Source organism: Streptomyces sp. NPDC043870, from assembly GCF_056435785.1.
The window spans coordinates 92,857-110,588 of record NZ_JBWKDT010000002.1; the positions used below are offsets into that span (position 1 = coordinate 92,857).

Here is a 17,732-nt window from a genome sequence, read left to right on the forward strand (position 1 = left end):
GTCGGTAAGGGTCGCCTTCCCGGTACCGCTCATATACTGGACGTCAATTTGAGACGCCCCTGTGCCCTGGTATGCCATGTTCTGTTCGCCCCCCCGGGTCCTTCTCTTGAAGACGCCCCCGCCTATCGTGCGGTTCTCGCGGAAACTGACTCTGACACAGTGTCAGGCAACTATGAGTTGAGATAGGTCAGCACGGCCAGTACACGCCGGTGATCGCCGTCGCTCGGGGACAATCCGAGCTTCAGGAAGATGTTGCTGACGTGCTTCTCCACCGCGCCGTCGCTCACCACCAGCTGCTTCGCGATCGCCGAGTTCGTACGGCCCTCCGCCATCAGGCCCAGGACCTCCCGCTCGCGCGGCGTCAGCCCGGTCAGGACGTCCTGCTTACGGCTCCGCCCCAGCAGCTGCGCCACCACCTCCGGGTCCAGCGCGGTGCCGCCCCGGGCGACCCTGACGACGGCGTCCACGAATTCGCGCACCTCGGCGACGCGGTCCTTCAGCAGATAGCCCACGCCGCGGCTGCTCCCGGCGAGCAGCTCGGTGGCGTACCGCTCCTCCACGTACTGCGACAGCACGAGCACGCCGATCCCGGGGTGATCGCGGCGCAGCCGTACCGCCGCGCGCACGCCCTCGTCGGTGTGGGTGGGCGGCATCCGCACGTCGGCGACCACGACGTCGGGCAGTGACTGCTGCGCGGCGAGATCGTCGACGGTCTTGATCAGCGCGTCGGCGTCCCCGACGCCCGCGACCACGTCGTGCCCGCGATCGGTCAGCAGCCGGGTGAGGCCCTCCCGCAGCAACACGGAATCCTCGGCGATGACCACCCGCACCCTGTCCTCCACGACCTTTTGTCCCCCCTGTGTCGGTGCGCGCGTCGGAAGGGCGACGCGCCTGCGTGCTCCAGCATCGCAGCATGGCGGGGTGCGTGCGGTGAGGTTGGGAAGGGGGCCGGGGGTGTGCTGGGGCTGCCGTTCTGCGGGGTGCCGGCCACGCGGCCCTGGTCCGTGGGCGTCCGCACTCGGCAATCGGGCTCCGGCGCGGGGCCGGCCCGACACCGGGGTGCAGCGGGGTGTACCCGGTGTGGGGCCACGCCCGACACCGGGGCCACGCCCCGCTCACCCACGCCAGGGCAGCTCCGCCGTCACCGTCGTCGGCCCGCCCGCCGGCGAGTCGACCACGAGGATCCCGTCGACCGCGTCGAGCCGCTCGGTCAGCCCGGCCAGCCCGCTGCCGGCGGAGACCTCCGCCCCGCCCCGCCCGTCGTCGGAGACCTGAAGCATCAGCCGGTCCTCCGTACGCCACACATCCACCGACGCCTGCCCCGCCTGCGCATGCTTGCTGACGTTCTGGAGCAGCTCGGAGACCGTGAAGTACGCGATGCCCTCGATCGCCGGGGCCGGCCGCGCGGGCAGGTCGACCTCCACCCGGACCGGCACCGTGCAGCGTGAGGCCACGGCGGAGAGCGCGGCGTCCAGGCCGCGGTCGGTGAGGACGGCCGGGTGGATGCCGCGCGCCAGATCCCGGAGTTCCTGGAGCGCCGTCTTCACCTCGCCGTGCGCCTCCTCCACCATCCGCGCCGCCGCCCGCGGATCCTCGGCCAGTTTCTCCTTGGCCAGCCCCAGGTCCATGGCCAGGTTGACCAGCCGGGCCTGGGCGCCGTCGTGCAGATCGCGCTCGATGCGCCGCAGGTCCGCGGCCGCCGTGTCCACGACGACGCCGCGGTCCGACTCCAGCTCGACGACGCGGCCCTCCAGCCGGGACGGCCCGAGCAGTCCCCTCACGAACAGCCGGTCCACCGTGGTCAGCCCGCGGATGATCCACGGCGTGATCAGGACGAACAGCAGCCCGATCGTGCTGGTCAAGGCCAGCTCGAAGGGCGAGTCGAGGTAGAAGCTGTGTGTTCTGTCGCCGTACAGCTGGAGCCCGTCGATGCCGGCGTACACGGGGAACACCCACTGCCACAGCGGGTACGTGAGGAAGGCCCAGCCGTACGCCCAGAAGGTCAGCGAGACACAGAACGCGAACACCGCCCACGGCATGTGCACCATCGCGTACAGCAGATGCCGCCAGGACACCCCGCTCTTCAGCATCGCGCCCATCCAGGACATCGGCCCGTGCCGCTCGGGCCGGACCGGTGCAGGGTCGGCGATGTCCAGCCGCAGCAGCCCGCGCGCCCGGCTCCGCTCCAGCGCGCCGAAGCCTCGGCACATGGCGAGGGCTCCGGCGAGGACCGGGATGCCGAGGAAGGTGACCACCAGGCCGGCACCGGCCGCCGTCAGCGTCACGGCGAGCGAGAAGAAGACGATGCTGAGCGGCAGGTTCAGCATGAGGTAGCCGAACTCTCGCCAGGTGCGGCCCTCGAACGGCGCGCGCAGTGCCGGGGGGAGGAGGTGGGCCCGGTGCTCCGGTTCGTATGCCGTGGCCATCGTCGTGGTCGTCCGTTCTGCTCGGCGGCGGGTGCTGCGTGCTGCGTGCTGCGTGCTGAGTGCTGAGTGCTGCGTACCGTGCCTGTGCTGCTGATCGCGGTACTCCCTCAAGACTGCTGACCGCGCCGCCGCCACACCATGAGGCCGGTATCCCTCTTGGCCCGGGGGTTTTCCCTACCTGGCCGGGGACGGAAGGCCGCCGACCGGTTACGGGGGCGCGCCGCCCTCTACCCCTGGTGCCGGGACGGCTCCCGCCTGCTACCTGGTGCCGGGACGGCTCCCGCCTCCTGCCTGGTACCGGGACGGCGCCCCGCCCCCTACCTGCTACCGGGACGGCTCCCCGCCCTCGCCGCGGCGCCGCTGCCGGCCGGCATCCGGTCGCGCCAGGGCAGCTCCGCCGTGACGACGGTGGGGCCGCCGCGCGGCGAGTCGACGACGAAGAGGCCGTCGACCGCGCCGAGCCGCTCCGCGAGCCCGGCCATGCCGGTGCCGCCGGAGGGCGAGGCGCCGCCGTTGCCGTCGTCCCGTACCTGGATCAGCAAGCGGTCGTCGCGTCGCCACACCTCGACGGACGCCGTGCGGGCACCGCTGTGCTTGCTGACGTTCTGGAGCAGTTCGGAGACCGTGAAGTACGCGATGCCCTCGATCGCCTCGGCCGGCCGGGCCGACAGATCGACCGTGACCTGCACGGGCACCGTGCAGCGGGAAGCGACGGAGGAGAGCGCCGCGTCCAGGCCGCGGTCGGTGAGGACGGCCGGGTGGATGCCGCGTGCCAGGTCCCGCAGTTCCTGCAGGGCGAGCTTCACCTCGCCGTGCGCCTCGTCGACCATGGCCGCGACGGTTTCGTCGGCCTGGCCCTCCAGCAGCTTCTCCCTGGCCAGACCGAGCCCCATGGCGAGGTTGACCAGCCGGGCCTGGGCGCCGTCGTGCAGATCGCGCTCGATGCGCCGCAGGTCCGCGGCCGCCGTGTCCACAACGACGCCGCGGTCCGACTCCAGTTCGGCGATCCGCCGCTCCAGTTCGTCGGACGGTGACAGCAGCCCACGGACCATAGCCCGGTCGGCGTTGGCCATGCCTCGCACGATGTACGGCAGCACTGGCCAGAGCACGAACAGCCCCACCAGTGTCACGGTGAAGGCCAGGACACCCCACGGCAGCCGGATGAACGCGTACAGCGCGGACCGCCAGGCCACGGGGTCCTTGAGCCCGGTCCACAGCGAGGAGAAGAAGCCGCCGCCGCGGGGGCGCGGCAGCGGGCTCGGCTCGTCCACCCGTACGCCCAGCAGCTTGCGCGCCCGCGCCCGCTCCGACCTGCCGAGCAGCCGTGAACCGGCCAGCCCGCCCGCCAGCAGCGGCAGACCGACGACCGTCACCGACAGCCCCGCGCCGATCGCGACCATGGCCACCGTGTAGACGAACCCGGCAATCGCGATCGGCAGGTCGGAGAGGAGATGCGCGATCTCCTTCCAGGTGTGCCGGTCGTACGCGAAGCGGGCGGGCGGCGGACCGTCGTGGTCGTCCACGTGGTCGTCCACCGGGTCGTCCACGGCGTCCACGGGGACATCCACGAGGCCGTCGACGGGGTCGTCCACGGGTTCGTCCATGGTGCTGCTGGTCGGGGTCATACGGCACAGCCTGCCCGGTCGTATCCGCGCACGCCATGGGGTACATGGGTGGGGGCACAGTGGGGATATCCCCACTGTGAGGCGGCTGCGGGACGCCTGCCGGACGCCTGATGCCGTCCGATGTGTGACACGGCTGCTTACCGTCTCTTTAACAGGGCCTAGACTCCCGTGCGTACAGATCGTCGAACGGGCATCGTCGAACAGGCAGGGAGCGAGGGGCGGACGTGCGGAAACTCACCGAACCGACCGTACTCGCGGCCGACTACTTCCAGAGCTACTCGGTCGTCGGACTGCTCGCCCTGATCGGCGTGCTCTTCGTCGCGGTGGCCTTCGGCGCGGGACGGTTGCTGCGGCCGGTCGTACCGACGCAGGAGAAGATGCTGACGTACGAATGCGGAGTCGACCCGGTGGGGGAGGGCTGGGCCCACACCCAGGTCCGCTACTACGTCTACGCGTTCCTGTATGTGATCTTCGCTGTCGACTCGATCTTCCTGTTCCCATGGGCCACGGTGTTCGCCGCGGCCGGATACGGCGCGGCGACGCTCGTGGAGATGTTCATCTTCCTCGGCTTCCTGGCCGTGGGAATTCTCTACGCATGGAAGAAGGGCGTCCTCACATGGACGTGACCCAGCAGACCCCGGGCTCCGCGCAGGCTCCCGAGCCCGTGCTGCTTCCGGAACCGAAGCGGCTGGGCGCCCTCGCCCGGCTCGCCCCCGAGCCGATGAAGGTGGTCCTGAACTGGGGCCGCCGCTACAGCCTGTGGGTCTTCAACTTCGGCCTTGCCTGTTGCGCGATCGAGTTCATCGCCGCGTCGATGGCCCGGCACGACTTCATCCGGCTCGGCGTGATCCCCTTCGCGCCCGGACCGCGCCAGGCCGACCTGATGGTCGTGTCGGGCACGGTGACCGACAAGATGGCGCCCGCGGTGAAGCGGCTGTACGAGCAGATGCCCGAGCCCAAGTACGTCATCTCCTTCGGTGCCTGCTCGAACTGCGGCGGCCCGTACTGGGACTCGTACTCGGTCACCAAGGGCGTCGACCAGATCATCCCCGTCGATGTGTACGTGCCGGGCTGCCCGCCGCGTCCCGAGGCGCTGCTCCAGGGCATCCTCAAACTGCAGGAGAAGATCGCGCGCGAGTCGCTGGGCGAGCGGTACGGCTCGGCCCCCGGCCGTGCCTCGGTGGGCGAACTCCGCAGCGGCCTGGTCACCCCGCCTCCTGCCCCGTCCGAGCCGGGAGCCGCCTCATGAGCACGTTCGAGACGGACATCGCCGAGCGCTTCGGACCGGACGCCACCGCCGAGCAGGCGTACGACCTGCTGACGGTGGACGTCCCCGCCGCCACCTGGACCGACGCACTGCGCACCGCCCGCGACGAGCTGGGCTGCACCTATTTCGACTGGCTGAGCGCCGTCGACGAGCCGGGCGCGGGCTTCCGCGTGTGCGCGCACGTCGTCGCGCTCCAGGCCGCGCCGGCTGTCCGGGCCGGTGGCTCGGCCTCCGGCCCGGATGCCGGACCGGACGCTGGTCCGGAGTCCGGTTCGGCCGCTGGTTCGGCCGCTGGTTCGGCCGCTGGTCCGGAGTCCGGTTCGGCCGCCGGCCCGGGCGCCGTGCCGGGTGGTCATGTGGTCCGCCGGCTGCTGCTGCGTACGACCGTTCCGCACGAGGCGCCGGTGCTCGCGTCCGCGGTGGAGGTCTACGCGGGCGCGGCCTGGCACGAGCGCGAGACGTACGAGATGTTCGGCGTGGACTTCACCGGCCACCCGCACCTCGTCCCGCTGCTCCTCCCGGAGGGCTTCGAGGGGCACCCGCTGCGCAAGGACTTCGTGCTGGCTGCCCGGGTCGCCAAGGCCTGGCCGGGCGCGAAGGAGCCGGGGGAGTCCGATCACGGCGGGCCGAAGCGGCGCCAGATGCTGCCGCCCGGTGTCCCCGACCCGAACGAGTGGGGCCCCCTCAAGGGACAGCTCCCCCCGGCCCCCGCCCGCCCTGCCCGTACCCCACGCGCCGCCGGCGAACGCCCGGCGCGCCGCACCCCGGCCGGCGAGGCTCCGGCGCGCCGGGCGCGTACGGCGGCGGAGGGATCCGCGAGCCAGACGCCGGAAGAGGCCGGAACTCCGGCCGCGGCTCCCGCGCGCCGTTCCCGCAGCGTGTCGGAGGGTTCGGCGAGCCAGCGCCCGGCGGCCCCCGAGCAGCCGGAGGCAGCAGCGACCCCGGGCACCCCGGCCGCGGCACCACCGCGCCGTTCCCGTAGTGCGGCCGACGGCTCGGTGAGCCAGGCCGCGCCGGCCGCCGAGGAAACGTCACCGCCGCCGCAGGCCCCGCGCACCCGCACCGCCGACGCGCCCTGGCACCACGCCCGCCCGGCCTTCGACGAACCCGGGACGAAGCCTGAGCCCGGCCCTGGGACGAAGCCTGAGCCCGCGGCCGGTGCCGAGCCCGAGGCAGGTACGGCACCCCGGGCCGGTGCCGAGCCCGAGGCCGCCACGGACGGAGAGCCGCCGTCCCGCGCCGCGGCCGACACCCCACCGACCACCCCCCGGCCGGAGCCAGGGTCCGACGACGGACCTGGTGACGAGCCGAACGACGCCACAGGAGGCGACTCCGCGTGAACGACGCACTCGACGTCGCCCTGCGGCTGATCGTCGTCTTCGCCGTGTTCCTCGTCCTGCCGCTCGTCATCGGGCAGACCGAGCACAAGGTGATGGCCCATATGCAGGGCCGCCTCGGTCCCATGTACGCGGGCGGCTTCCACGGCTGGGCGCAGCTCGTCGCGGACGGAGTGAAGTTCGCGCAGAAGGAGGACGTGGTCCCGGCCAATGCCGACCGCCGCATCTTCCAGCTCGCCCCCGCCGTCGCCCTTCTCCCCTATCTCCTCGTGCTGGTCGCGATCCCGATCGGCCCGAGCGAGGGCGCGGTCGGCATCATCGTCGACGCGGGCATCTTCTTCGTGCTCGCCGTCATGGGTGTCGGCGTGCTCGGCTCGCTCATGGCGGGCTGGGCCTCGGCCAACAAGTTCTCCCTCCTCGGCGGTCTGCGTACCGCCGCTCAGCTGCTCGCGTACGAGCTGCCGATGCTGCTCACCGCCGCGTCGGTCGCGATGGCCGCCGGCACCGTCTCCATCCCCGGCATCCTGAACGCCTTCGAGTGGTGGTGGGTGCCCTGGCAGATCGTGGGCGCCTTCGTCTTCTTCGTCGCCGGGCTCGCCGAGCTGCAGCGCCCGCCGTTCGACATGCCGGTCGCCGACTCCGAGATCATCTTCGGTGCGTACACCGAGTACACGGGACTGCGTTTCGCGCTGTTCCTCCTCGCCGAGTACGCCGGCATCGTCGTCCTCTGCGGTCTGACCACGGTCCTCTTCCTCGGCGGCTGGCACGGCCCGTTCGGCGCCGAGGGCCTCGGCTGGGTCTGGACCCTGCTCAAGACGAGTGTGCTCGCGTTCGTCGTGATCTGGCTGCGGGTGACCTATCCGCGGCTTCGCGAGGACCAGCTGCAGAGGCTCGCCTGGACGACGCTCGTCCCGCTCGCCCTCGCCCAGATCGCCCTCACCGGCGTCGTGAAGGTGGTGATGCAGTAATGACTGAGTCGCTCCCGCCCACCCGGCTCCGTATCCCCGGATCCGGCCTGGCCAAGGGCCTGGCCGTCACCCTGCGGACGATGACGAAGCGCTCGCACACCGCGCAGTACCCGGACGTGCAGCCCGAACTCCCGCCCCGCACGCGCGGCGTGATCGGCCTGTTCGAGGAGAACTGCACGGTCTGCATGCTCTGCGCCCGTGAGTGCCCCGACTGGTGCATCTACATCGACTCCCACAAGGAGACGGTCCCGGCCGCCGTGCCCGGTGGCCGCGAGCGCAGCCGCAATGTCCTCGACCGTTTCGCGATCGACTTCTCGCTCTGCATGTACTGCGGTATCTGCATCGAGGTGTGTCCTTTCGACGCGCTGTTCTGGTCTCCGGAGTTCGAGTACGCGGAGACGGACATCCACGAACTCACCCATGAGCGGGACAAGCTCCGCGAGTGGATGTGGACGGTCCCGGCACCGCCCGCGCTCGACCCGGCCGCCGAGGAGCCGAAGGAGATCGCGGCAGCCCGCAAGGCCGCCGAGAAGCTCGCAGCCGCGCAGGCCGACGCCGCGCAGGCCGACGCCGCGCAGGCCGACGCCGCGTCCGGCGCCGCCGGATCCGGCGGGTCCGCCACGCCGCCCGCCGAGGGAGGACAGGCATGATGCTCGCCGCCGGCCTCACCGGCGAAGCCGGCAACGGCTTCCTGTCCCCGACCGGTGTCGAGATCGCGTTCGTCCTCGTCGGCATCGCCACCCTCGCCGCGGCCGTTGTCACGGTCACGACCAGGCAGCTGGTGCACGCAGCCCTCTGGCTGGTCGTGGCGCTGGGCGGTCTCGCCGTCGAGTACCTCCTGCTCACCGCCGAGTTCATCGCCTGGGTGCAGGTGCTGATCTATGTCGGTTCCGTCGTGGTCCTCCTGCTCTTCGGGCTGATGCTCACCAAGGCCCCCATCGGCCGCTCCCCGGACGCCGACTCGGGCAACCGCCCGGCCGCCCTCGTGGTGGCCATCGCCGCCGCGGCCGCCCTGGTGTGGGTGGTCGTCGATGCGTTCCGCACGACCTGGATCGACCTGGACGGGCCGGCGCAGGGCTCCACCCGGGTCTCCGGCGAGATGCTCTTCCGGTACTGGGTGCTGCCGTTCGAAGCTCTCTCCGTCCTGCTCCTGGCCGCACTGGTCGGCGCGATCGTCCTGTCCCGCAAGGGCTCCCAGGACCGAGAGGGGAAGAGCTGATGCATCTCGCCTATCCCGCCGTGCTCTCCGTCCTCCTCTTCTCCACCGGCCTGTACGGAGTGCTCGCGCGCCGCAACGCGATCCTGGTCCTGATGTCCGTCGAGCTGATGCTCAACGCGGTCAATCTCAACCTGGTCGCCTTCGACGTCTGGCTTCGCGACACGCTGCACACCGGCCAGGCGCTGACCCTGTTCACCATCGCCATCGCCGCCGCGGAGATCGGCATCGGCCTGGCGATCGTCCTGATGGTGTACCGCAACCGCGGGACCTCGGACATCGACAAGCTTCGCGACACCGCCGAGGGCTCCGAGGCCGCGGAAGCCCCCGCCCCGGCAGAGAAGGCTGAGGCCACCGCGTGACCACGACGACCCTCGCCGTTCTCGTCCCCCTCCTTCCGTTCCTCGGCGCCGCGGCCGGTCTGCTGCTCGGCCGCACCGCTCCTGGTTTCGTCCGTCCCCTGGCCGTTCTGCCGACGCTGGCCGCGACCGTGCTCGCGGTCCTCGTCGCCGTACGCCAGGGCGGTGGCAAGCCCATCTTCGCCGCCACCCAGCTCACCCCCACGGGTTCGGTCCCCATCGACCTCGCCCTCTACCTCGACGGCTTCGCGGTCCTGGTCGCCGTCCTCGTCGGGGTCGTGGCCTCCTGCGTGCAGATCTACTCGACGGGCTATCTGCGCGACGACCCGCGCTACCCCTCGTACGCGGCTCTCGTCTCCCTCTTCACCTCCGCCATGCTGCTCGTCGTCTACTCCGGCGACCTGATGGTGCTGCTGGTCGGCTGGGAGATCATGGGCATCTGCTCGTACTTCCTGGTCGGCCACTACTGGGAGACGCCCGAGGCGCGTGCCGCCTCCCTGAAGGCCTTCCTGGTCACCAAGCTCGGCGACGTCCCCTTCCTGTTCGGCCTGTTCGCGCTCGCCGTGGACGCCGGAACGTTCCGCATCACCGGGATCCTCGGCGCGGTCTCGGTCGGGGCCATCGATCACCCCACCCTCGTGGCGCTGCTGCTCCTCGCGGGCGTGGCGGGCAAGTCCGCTCAGTTCCCGCTGCACACCTGGCTCCCCGACGCCATGGCCGGTCCCACCCCGGTCTCGGCGCTCATCCACGCCGCGACGATGGTCGCCGCCGGCATCTACTTCATCGCCCGGCTCCTTCCCGTTTTCACCGCCTCCGCGGCAGCCCTCGTCGTGCTCGCCGTGATGGCCGCCGTCACCATGGTGGGCTCGGGGCTCGCAGCCCTCGCCCAGGACGACATCAAACGTGTCCTCGCCTACTCGACCATCGGCCAGCTCGGCTATATGTCGGGCGCCCTGGCCGTCGGCGACCGCGGCGCCGCCGTCTTCCACCTCCTGTCGCACGGCGCGTTCAAGGCAGTGCTCTTCCTCGCCGCAGGCGTGATCATCCACGCCGCCGGCACCAACTCGCTGACCGCCATGTCCCGGATGGGCGGCCTGGCCAAGCGCATCCCCGACGCGTACTGGACGATGACGATCGCCCTGCTCGCGCTCGCCGCCATTCCTCCCTTCGCCGGCTTCTTCTCCAAGGAAGCCGTCCTCGTCGCCGCCGAGCACACCGCGCTCGGCGAGAGCGACGCCGCCCCGGTCGCGGCCGGCTGGGCCGTCCTGGTCGCGGGCCTGCTCACCGCCCTCCTCACCGCGGCCTACGCCACCCGCCTGTGGCTTCTCGCCTTCCGGGGCCGCGGGGCGCAGGCCCCCGACCACGGCAGGCAGCCCCTCGCCATGAACGCGGTGCTCTGGGTGCTCGCCATCCCCTCCCTCGGCTTCGGCCTCACCGCGGGCTACGTCGACGACTGGTTCGACGGACGGACCCTGGCCCCGACGCTCACCACCGCCGTGCTCGGCACGGGCGTCGCCCTCGTCGGCGGACTGATCACCTACGGCACCTGGCGGCACACAACGGCCCTGGCCGCCCGGGCCCTGGCCGGCGCGCCCGCCCCGGAGCAGCCCCGGATCGTCGCCCACCCCGATGCCGAGCCCGGCCTGGTCGAGGCCGAGGCTCTGCACATGCCGCACCCCGCGGCCGACCCCACCGACCCGGGCCGGCTGCTGCTCGGTCCGCTGCACCGCCCGGCGGCCGCCGGCTTCCACGTCGACGCCGTCTACCGCGCCCTGTTCGTCCGCCCCGTCCTGGCCGGCGCCGAGCTGGTCCGCTTCCTCGACCGCGAGGTCGTCGACACGTACGTACGCGGCGCGGGCACCGGTACCAACTGGCTGGGCTGGCTCGTCCGCCGTGCCCAGACCGGCAACGTGCAGACCTACCTCAGCGCCCTGCTGGCCGGCTCCGTCGTCCTGGCGATCGCCGCCGTACTCGTCGCCGCCGGAGTGTGAGCCGTGATCGATATCAGCGAATCCGTGATGCAGTTCCTTCTCGCGTTCATGGTCGTCGGGCCGCTCATCGGCGCGGCGGCCGCTCTCCTGCCGGCCCCGCCCGGACTGAAGGGGAAGTCACCCGACCAGGCCGTGCTCCGCCACGGGGTGACCGTCACCGGCGTGATCCTCGCCGCCGCTGTCGCCCTCGCGCTCGGCTTCGACCACGACCAGCCGTCGAAGATGCAGGCCACGACGGACATCAGCTGGATCCCGGCGCTGGACGTGCGGATCCACCTCGGCACCGACGGCATTTCCCTCCCCCTTCTGGTCCTGACCGCGCTGCTGACCTTCCTCTGCGCGCTGTACAGCTACTTCAAGATGCCCGCGGGCCCGTCCCCGAAGGCCTTCGTCGCCCTGCTGCTCGTTCTCGAGTCCGGCACCCTCGCGACCTTCGCCGTCCTCGACCTGCTGCTCTTCTTCCTCGCCTTCGAGATGGTCCTCATCCCGATGTACTTCCTCATCGCCCGCTGGGGCGGCGAGGACCGCCGCCTCGCGGCCTGGAAGTTCATCCTCTTCACGCTGCTCGGTTCGGTCGTCATGCTGCTCGGCCTGCTCCTCGTCGGAGTCAAGGCCGGCACTTTCGACATGGTGGCACTCGCCACTGACAACGGCCGGGGCCTGAGCCTTTCGGTGCAGGTCATCGCCGTTCTCGCGATCGGGATCGGCCTCGCCGTGAAGACCCCGATGTGGCCGCTGCACAGCTGGCTTCCCGATGCCCACACGGCTGCTCCGACGGTCGGCTCGGTCCTCCTCGCCGGTGTGCTGCTGAAGATGGGCACGTACGGATTCGTCCGCATCATCCTGCCGATCACGCCGGACGGAATGCAGGTCTTCGCCCCGTACCTCGCGGCCTTCGCCGTCGTCGGCATCATCTACGGATCGCTCGCCTGCCTCGCCCTCGCCAAGCCCGGCGCCAAGGGCGACCTCAAGCGCCTGATCGCGTACTCATCCGTCGGTCACATGGGCTTCGTACTCCTCGGCATCGCGACCATGACCCCCACCGGCGTCAACGGCGCGCTCTTCGCCAACATCGCCCACGGTCTCATCACCGGCCTGCTCTTCTTCCTGGCCGGCGCGGTCAAGGACCGCTACGGCACCGCCGACCTCGACACCCTCGCCGGCGCGACCGGCGCCGCGCTCTACGGCCGCGCACCCCGCCTCGGCGGACTTCTCGCCTTCGCCGCCGTCGCCTCGCTCGGCCTGCCCGGCCTCGCCGGATTCTGGGGGGAGATGCTCGCCCTGTTCGGCGCCTTCGACCCCGCCGACGGCCTCAGCCGCCCCGCCTTCCTCACCTTCATGGCGATCGGCGGCCTCGGCACCCTGCTCACCGCGGCGTACCTCCTCGTCGTCGTCCGCCGGGTCTGCATGGGCGGCGAGCGGCCGGCCGGCGAGGTGAAGCTCGCCGATGTCCAGGGATACGAGTTCGCCGCCTGGACGCCGCTCGTCGCCCTCACCGTCCTCGCCGGACTCTGGCCCGCGGTCCTCCTCGGCCTCACCGACCCGGCCGTGCAGAAGCTCCTCGCAGGAGGAAAGGCATGACCTCCCTGGCCGTCGTCGCCCTGCCGGCGCAGTCCGCGCCCCTCGCCGCCCCCGTCATCCAGTCCGTCGACTGGCTCGCCATCGCCCCGCCCACCATCGCCGCGGTGGCCGCCCTGCTCATCCTGGTCGCCGACCTCTTCGTGCCCGAGCGGAGCAAGGCGTTCCTCGGCTATGCGGCCATCGCCGGCCTCGCCGCCGCGGTGCTCTCCCTCGCCCCGCTGCGCAAGGGCGACCGCTCCACGTTCTGCCTCACCACCGCGCCGGACACCTGCAGCTACACGGCCGACAACTTCACCCTGGTCATCCAGTTCCTGGTGCTCGGCGGCGCACTGCTCACCGCGCTGCTCTCGGTCACCGAGACCAAGGACCGGCTGCCCGCGGGCGAGTACTGGTTCCTGCTGCTGTCCTCGGCCGCCGGAGCCGCCCTGCTGCCGGCCTCACGGGACCTGGCCACCCTCGTCGTCGCCCTCGAAGTGGCCTCGCTGCCCGCGTTCGCCCTGGTGGGCCTGCGGCGCGGCGACCGGATGTCGAGCGAGTCGGCGCTCAAGTTCTTCCTCTCCTCGGTCACCGCCACCGCCGTGATGCTGCTCGGCGTCAGCTTCGTGTACGCGACAACCGGCACCCTGCACCTCACCCAGGTCGCCATGCGCCTGGACGATGTCCCGGGGCAGCTGGATACCCTCGCCCAGGCGGGCGTCGCGCTCACTCTCGTGGGCTTCGCCTTCAAGACGGCCGCCGTTCCGTTCCACTTCTGGGTGCCCGACACCTATGTGGGCGCACCGCTGCCCGTCGCCGCGTACCTCTCCGTCGTCGGAAAGGCGGTCGGCTTCTCCGGGCTGATCCTGGTGACCGTCATCGCCTTCCCCGCGTACGCGGACGTGTGGGGGCCCGCCATGGCCGTACTCGCCGGTCTCACCATGACCGTCGGCAATGTCGCGGCCGTACGGCAGTCGGCCATGCGCGCGTGGAGCGCTGTGCGGCTGCTGGCCTGGTCCTCGGTGGCGCAGGCCGGCTACATCCTGGTACCGATCGCGGCGGCCGCGTACTCCAGCGACGACCAGATCGGCTCCACCGTCGCGTACGCCCTGATGTACGCCGTCGTCAACCTCGGTGCCTTTGCCGTCGTCGCCCTGGTCGCCCGTACGAAGCCGCTGAACCGGATCGCCGACTACCGGGGGCTGTACGCCACCCGCCCGGTGACCGCCCTTCTGATGGGCTTCTTCCTGCTCTGCCTGGCCGGGCTCCCGCCGGGCATCATCGGGCTCTTCGCGAAGGTCACCGTCTTCTCCGCGGCCGTCGACGCGGGTCTCGGATGGCTCGCGGTCGTCATGGGCATCAACGTCGTGATCGCGCTCTACTACTACCTGCAGTGGACGGCCCTGCTCTTCCGCGCGCCGGAGGAGGCGCCCGGAGTGGCAGCGGAAGGCGCGGCCGAACGGCATCGGGCACCCGCTCTGGTCACGGCCACGATCGCGCTCACCGGGGCGGTCGGCATCGTGCTGTCCGCGTGGCCGCAGCTGGTGCTGCGCTTCGCGGCGGTCAGTCTGTTCTGACCGGTCCCGCAGGCTCCTGGCCGGCCCCGGAACGCGCGGTTCGACAAGCAGTGCCCCTACGGGGCACCGTGTTCAGCGCATCTGGACACCATCAGGAACTCAGGAACTGACTCAGGAACTAAGGAGAGCCGGCCGTGCTGAGCGGGTTCAAGGACTTCATTCTCCGCGGAAACGTGATCACGATGGCGATCGGTCTCGCCGTCGGCTCCGCCTTCACCGCGGTCGTCACGGGATTCAGCAACGCGTTCATCACCCCGCTGATCGGGGTCGCCACACGCGGTGCCGGTGACTTCAGCAAGGCCACGTTCACGGTTCAGGGAGTGAAGTTCCCGTACGGCCTCTTCATCAGCGCCGCGATCGCCTTCGTGATCACGGCGGCGGTGCTCTACTTCTGTGTCGTCGTCCCGATGATGAAGGTGCAGAACCGCTTCACCAAGGAGGAGCCGGTCAGCATCAAAGCGGCGGTCCGTGACTGCCCCCGCTGCTTCACCGAGATCCCCGCGATCGCCAGCCGCTGCGCGCACTGCACCAGCGAGGTGGAGCCCATCCCGGCGGCGCTGGAGAAGGCCGGGCTGCTCCCGTCCCAGCGCTGATTCACCCGAACGGCCCACCGGCGACGGCGCTCCCGCCCTGCGCGACGGGGGAACCCGCGGCTCCCGCCTGGCGTTGACCAGTACGGGAGGGTCCACTGGAGAGCGGACCACGACCAGCAAAGGGTTCCCCTGCCGCACGACTTGGAGGGCGTACCGTGCACCGCCGGCACAACGGGCTGAGGACCGCTGTTCTCCTGGGGGGACTGTCCGCCCTCATCATCGCCATCGGCACTCTGTTCGGCCGTACAGGCGTGATCGTCGCCGTTCTCGTGGCGGTCGGGACGAATGCGTATGCGTACTGGAACAGCGACAAGCTGGCCCTGCGGGCCATGCGTGCGCGCCCCGTCAGCGAGTTCGAGGCCCCCGCCCTCTACCGGATGGTCCGGGACCTCTCCACGCAGGCCCGTCAGCCGATGCCCCGCCTGTACATCTCGCCGACCCAGGCGCCCAACGCCTTCGCCACCGGACGCAATCCGCGCAACGCGGCGGTGTGCTGCACCGAGGGGATCCTGCGGATCCTCGACGAGCGCGAGCTGCGCGGCGTCATCGGCCATGAGCTGAGCCATGTCTACAACCGGGACATCCTCATCGCGTCGGTGGCGGGCGCCCTCGCCTCGGTGATCATGTTCCTGGTCAATTTCGCCTGGCTGATCCCCATCGGCCGCTCCGACGACGATGACGGCCCCGGCATCCTCGGCATGCTCCTGGTCGTGATCCTCGGCCCGCTGGCGGCCTCCGTGATCCAGCTCGCCATCAGCCGCTCGCGCGAGTACGAGGCCGACGCATCGGGTGCCCGGCTCACCGGCGACCCGCTCGCCCTGGCCAGCGCCCTGCGCAAACTCGAAGCGGGCACGAAACAGCTTCCGCTCCCGCCCGAGCCGAAGATCGAGACCGCGAGCCACATGATGATCGCGAACCCGTTCCGGCCGGGCCAGGGCCTCTCCAGAATGTTCTCGACGCACCCGCCGATGGCGGAGCGCATCTCCCGACTCGAAGAGATGGCAGGTCGCCGCCCATGAAGACAATCCTGAACGTCATATGGCTCGTCCTGTGCGGTTTCTGGATGTTCCTCGGCTACCTGCTGGCCGGCGTGCTGCTGTGCCTCACGATCATCGGCATCCCCTTCGGCCTGGCGGCGTTCCGTATCGGCATCTACGCCCTCTGGCCGTTCGGCTACACGGTGGTGGACCGGCATAACGCGGGCGCCCCGTCCTGCGTCGGCAACGTGCTGTGGCTCGTCCTCGCGGGCTGGTGGCTGGCCCTGGGCCACATCTTCACGGGCATCGCCCTGTGCCTCACGATCATCGGCATCCCGCTGGGCATCGCGAACTTCAAGCTGATCCCGGTCTCGCTGCTGCCCCTGGGCAAGGAGATCGTCAGTACCGACCAGCAGTTCGCGACGCGCTACTAGGTCGTGTCTTCCAAGTCCCGTCTGCCCACCGGGCAGACGACGCTACTTTCACGACACTCCCTGTCCCTGTCCCTGTCCGGCCGATCAGGCCGGACAGGTGACCCGGCCCCATTGGTGGCGCTCCGCCCCCCGGTACCGCGCTATCGGCTCCAGCGCGCTCGCACCGCGTACGCACCGGCACCCACCGCCAGTACCGCCGCCCCCGACACCACCGAGGACAGCGGCAGGGCGAAGGCCAGCGCCAGGCACCCCGCGAGCCCGCACCCGGCGAGAACTCGCCACCTGGAACTGAGCGTCCAGGCAGAGGCGTTGGCAATTGCGTAGTACACGAGCACACCGAACGAAGAGAAGCCGATCGCACCCCGCACATCCGCCGTCGCCGCGACCACAGCCACCACCGCACCCACAGCCAGTTCCGCGTGGTGCGGCACCTGGAAACGGGGGTGGACGGCCGCGAGCGTGCGTGGAAGGTGGCCGTCCCGGGCCATCGCCAGCGTCGTACGCGAGACACCGAGGATCAGCGCCAGCAGCGAGCCGAGCGCGGCCACCGCCGCGCCCACCCGCACCACCGGGGCCAGCCACTCCACCCCGGCCGACCGAACGGCATCCGCCAGCGGAGCCGTCGCCTGCCCCAACTGTCCCGCCCCCAGCACGGAAAGGACCGCTACCGCGACACATACGTACACGGCGAGCGCGATACCGAGCGCCAGTGGAATCGCCCGCGGGATCGTCCGGGCCGGGTCCCGTACCTCCTCGCCGAGGGTGGCGATCCGCGCGTACCCGGCGAACGCGAAGAACAGCAGCCCGGCGGCCTGCAGGACGCCTCCCGCACCGCCGCCCGAGCCGCCCGCCTCAAGCCGCCCGAGATCCGCCGACACCGATGTGAGGGAGGCGACGACCACCGCCGCCAGGACCGCCAGCACGACCGCCACGATCGCCCGGGTCAGCCACGCCGACTTCTGAACGCCCCCGTAGTTCACGGCAGTCAGCGCCACGACCGCGGCGACCGCCACCGCATGCGCCTGTGACGGCCAGACGTACGCACCGACGGTCAGAGCCATCGCTGCGCACGAGGCGGTCTTCCCGACGACGAACCCCCAGCCCGCCAGATAGCCCCAGAACGGGCCGAGCCTCTCCCGCCCGTACACATAGGTCCCGCCCGACGCGGGGTACCGGGCCGCGAGCCGTGCCGACGCCATCGCGTTGCAGTACGCCACCACCGCGGCCAGCCCCAGCCCCAGGAGCAGCAGCGGCCCGGAGCCGGCGGCCCCGGCCGCGGGCGCCAGCGCCACGAAGATCCCGGCTCCGACCATCGAGCCCAGCCCGATGACGACGGCGTCGAACACGCCCAGTGACCGTCGCAGTTCCTGTGTCATGTGCTGCACCCTACGGACCGTCGCAACCG

General features: G+C 71.1%; 17 protein-coding genes. 13 read left to right on the plus strand and 4 right to left on the minus strand.

What is annotated here, in order from left to right; genetic code table 11:
• Window positions 1-170: 170 nt before the first annotated feature.
• The 3 genes from AC0699_RS02795 to AC0699_RS02805 form a co-directional block, all read right to left on the minus strand.
• A complete protein-coding gene (locus tag AC0699_RS02795; RefSeq protein ID WP_478655480.1) occupies window positions 171-830 on the minus strand; it encodes a LuxR C-terminal-related transcriptional regulator in 660 nt (219 codons plus the stop codon).
• A 285-nt stretch (window positions 831-1,115) separates the two neighbouring features.
• Window positions 1,116-2,426 carry a sensor histidine kinase gene (locus tag AC0699_RS02800; RefSeq protein ID WP_478654846.1) on the minus strand — a complete coding sequence of 437 codons (1,311 nt, stop codon included), beginning with the start codon at window positions 2,424-2,426 and terminating at the stop codon, window positions 1,116-1,118.
• A 317-nt stretch (window positions 2,427-2,743) separates the two neighbouring features.
• Entirely contained in the window at window positions 2,744-4,030 is a 1,287-nt protein-coding gene (locus AC0699_RS02805; RefSeq protein WP_478655482.1) for a sensor histidine kinase, read from the minus strand.
• A gap of 245 nt (window positions 4,031-4,275) precedes the next feature.
• Here AC0699_RS02805 and AC0699_RS02810 point away from each other — a divergent pair, with 245 nt between their 5' ends.
• From AC0699_RS02810 to AC0699_RS02870, 13 genes are all read left to right on the plus strand, one after another.
• Window positions 4,276-4,677, plus strand: a complete 402-nt coding sequence (locus AC0699_RS02810) for an NADH-quinone oxidoreductase subunit A (protein WP_469769326.1) — start codon at window positions 4,276-4,278, stop codon at window positions 4,675-4,677.
• Window positions 4,668-5,300 carry an NADH-quinone oxidoreductase subunit B gene (locus AC0699_RS02815; protein ID WP_478654850.1) on the plus strand — a complete coding sequence of 211 codons (633 nt, stop codon included), beginning with the start codon at window positions 4,668-4,670 and terminating at the stop codon, window positions 5,298-5,300. The genes AC0699_RS02810 and AC0699_RS02815 overlap by 10 nt, the downstream gene beginning before the upstream one ends.
• Window positions 5,297-6,658 carry an NADH-quinone oxidoreductase subunit C gene (locus AC0699_RS02820; protein WP_478654853.1) on the plus strand — a complete coding sequence of 454 codons (1,362 nt, stop codon included), beginning with the start codon at window positions 5,297-5,299 and terminating at the stop codon, window positions 6,656-6,658. The genes AC0699_RS02815 and AC0699_RS02820 overlap by 4 nt, the downstream gene beginning before the upstream one ends.
• A complete protein-coding gene (locus tag AC0699_RS02825; protein WP_469769329.1) occupies window positions 6,655-7,623 on the plus strand; it encodes a complex I subunit 1/NuoH family protein in 969 nt (322 codons plus the stop codon). Before AC0699_RS02820 ends, AC0699_RS02825 begins: the two co-directional genes overlap by 4 nt.
• The gene (locus AC0699_RS02830) at window positions 7,623-8,273 is read left to right on the plus strand and encodes a NuoI/complex I 23 kDa subunit family protein (RefSeq protein ID WP_478654856.1); all 651 of its coding nucleotides are present in this window, start codon (window positions 7,623-7,625) and stop codon (window positions 8,271-8,273) included. Before AC0699_RS02825 ends, AC0699_RS02830 begins: the two co-directional genes overlap by 1 nt.
• A complete protein-coding gene (locus AC0699_RS02835; RefSeq protein WP_453665975.1) occupies window positions 8,273-8,842 on the plus strand; it encodes an NADH-quinone oxidoreductase subunit J family protein in 570 nt (189 codons plus the stop codon). The genes AC0699_RS02830 and AC0699_RS02835 overlap by 1 nt, the downstream gene beginning before the upstream one ends.
• Window positions 8,842-9,201 carry an NADH-quinone oxidoreductase subunit NuoK gene (gene nuoK / locus AC0699_RS02840; RefSeq protein ID WP_453665963.1) on the plus strand — a complete coding sequence of 120 codons (360 nt, stop codon included), beginning with the start codon at window positions 8,842-8,844 and terminating at the stop codon, window positions 9,199-9,201. Before AC0699_RS02835 ends, nuoK begins: the two co-directional genes overlap by 1 nt.
• Window positions 9,198-11,189, plus strand: coding sequence for an NADH-quinone oxidoreductase subunit 5 family protein (locus AC0699_RS02845; RefSeq protein ID WP_478654859.1), 1,992 nt, complete (start codon window positions 9,198-9,200; stop codon window positions 11,187-11,189). Before nuoK ends, AC0699_RS02845 begins: the two co-directional genes overlap by 4 nt.
• A 3-nt stretch (window positions 11,190-11,192) precedes the next feature.
• Window positions 11,193-12,770 (plus strand): NADH-quinone oxidoreductase subunit M, encoded by a 1,578-nt coding sequence (locus tag AC0699_RS02850; protein ID WP_478654860.1) that lies wholly within the window; start codon window positions 11,193-11,195, stop codon window positions 12,768-12,770.
• Window positions 12,767-14,323 carry an NADH-quinone oxidoreductase subunit N gene (locus tag AC0699_RS02855; protein ID WP_478654863.1) on the plus strand — a complete coding sequence of 519 codons (1,557 nt, stop codon included), beginning with the start codon at window positions 12,767-12,769 and terminating at the stop codon, window positions 14,321-14,323. The genes AC0699_RS02850 and AC0699_RS02855 overlap by 4 nt, the downstream gene beginning before the upstream one ends.
• Window positions 14,324-14,457: 134 nt before the next feature.
• Complete coding sequence (mscL, locus tag AC0699_RS02860; RefSeq protein WP_469769334.1) at window positions 14,458-14,916, plus strand: large conductance mechanosensitive channel protein MscL; 459 nt, start codon at window positions 14,458-14,460, stop codon at window positions 14,914-14,916.
• A 155-nt stretch (window positions 14,917-15,071) separates the two neighbouring features.
• On the plus strand, window positions 15,072-15,935 hold the full coding sequence (gene htpX / locus AC0699_RS02865) for a zinc metalloprotease HtpX (protein WP_478654865.1): 864 nt from the start codon (window positions 15,072-15,074) through the stop codon (window positions 15,933-15,935).
• Window positions 15,932-16,327: a YccF domain-containing protein gene (locus AC0699_RS02870; protein ID WP_478654867.1), complete on the plus strand. Its 396-nt coding sequence runs from the start codon at window positions 15,932-15,934 to the stop codon at window positions 16,325-16,327. Before htpX ends, AC0699_RS02870 begins: the two co-directional genes overlap by 4 nt.
• Window positions 16,328-16,467: 140 nt before the next feature.
• Here the strand turns inward: AC0699_RS02870 and AC0699_RS02875 are convergent, their stop codons facing one another.
• Entirely contained in the window at window positions 16,468-17,703 is a 1,236-nt protein-coding gene (locus AC0699_RS02875) for an APC family permease (RefSeq protein WP_478654869.1), read from the minus strand.
• Between the last annotated feature and the right edge of the window lie 29 nt (window positions 17,704-17,732).

Excerpts from the sequence above, each read along its gene's own strand:
- AC0699_RS02830 (WP_478654856.1), top strand. The coding sequence starts at position 7,623 with ATGACTGAGTCGCTCCCGCCCACCCGGCTCCGTATCCCCGGATCCGGC.
- nuoK (WP_453665963.1), top strand. The coding sequence starts at position 8,842 with ATGCATCTCGCCTATCCCGCCGTGCTCTCCGTCCTCCTCTTCTCCACC.
- AC0699_RS02820 (WP_478654853.1), top strand. The coding sequence starts at position 5,297 with ATGAGCACGTTCGAGACGGACATCGCCGAGCGCTTCGGACCGGACGCC.
- AC0699_RS02815 (WP_478654850.1), top strand. The coding sequence starts at position 4,668 with ATGGACGTGACCCAGCAGACCCCGGGCTCCGCGCAGGCTCCCGAGCCC.
- AC0699_RS02800 (WP_478654846.1), bottom strand. The coding sequence starts at position 2,426 with ATGGCCACGGCATACGAACCGGAGCACCGGGCCCACCTCCTCCCCCCG.
- AC0699_RS02835 (WP_453665975.1), top strand. The coding sequence starts at position 8,273 with ATGCTCGCCGCCGGCCTCACCGGCGAAGCCGGCAACGGCTTCCTGTCC.
- AC0699_RS02855 (WP_478654863.1), top strand. The coding sequence starts at position 12,767 with ATGACCTCCCTGGCCGTCGTCGCCCTGCCGGCGCAGTCCGCGCCCCTC.
- AC0699_RS02870 (WP_478654867.1), top strand. The coding sequence starts at position 15,932 with ATGAAGACAATCCTGAACGTCATATGGCTCGTCCTGTGCGGTTTCTGG.
- AC0699_RS02875 (WP_478654869.1), bottom strand. The coding sequence starts at position 17,703 with ATGACACAGGAACTGCGACGGTCACTGGGCGTGTTCGACGCCGTCGTC.
- AC0699_RS02805 (WP_478655482.1), bottom strand. The coding sequence starts at position 4,030 with ATGGACGAACCCGTGGACGACCCCGTCGACGGCCTCGTGGATGTCCCC.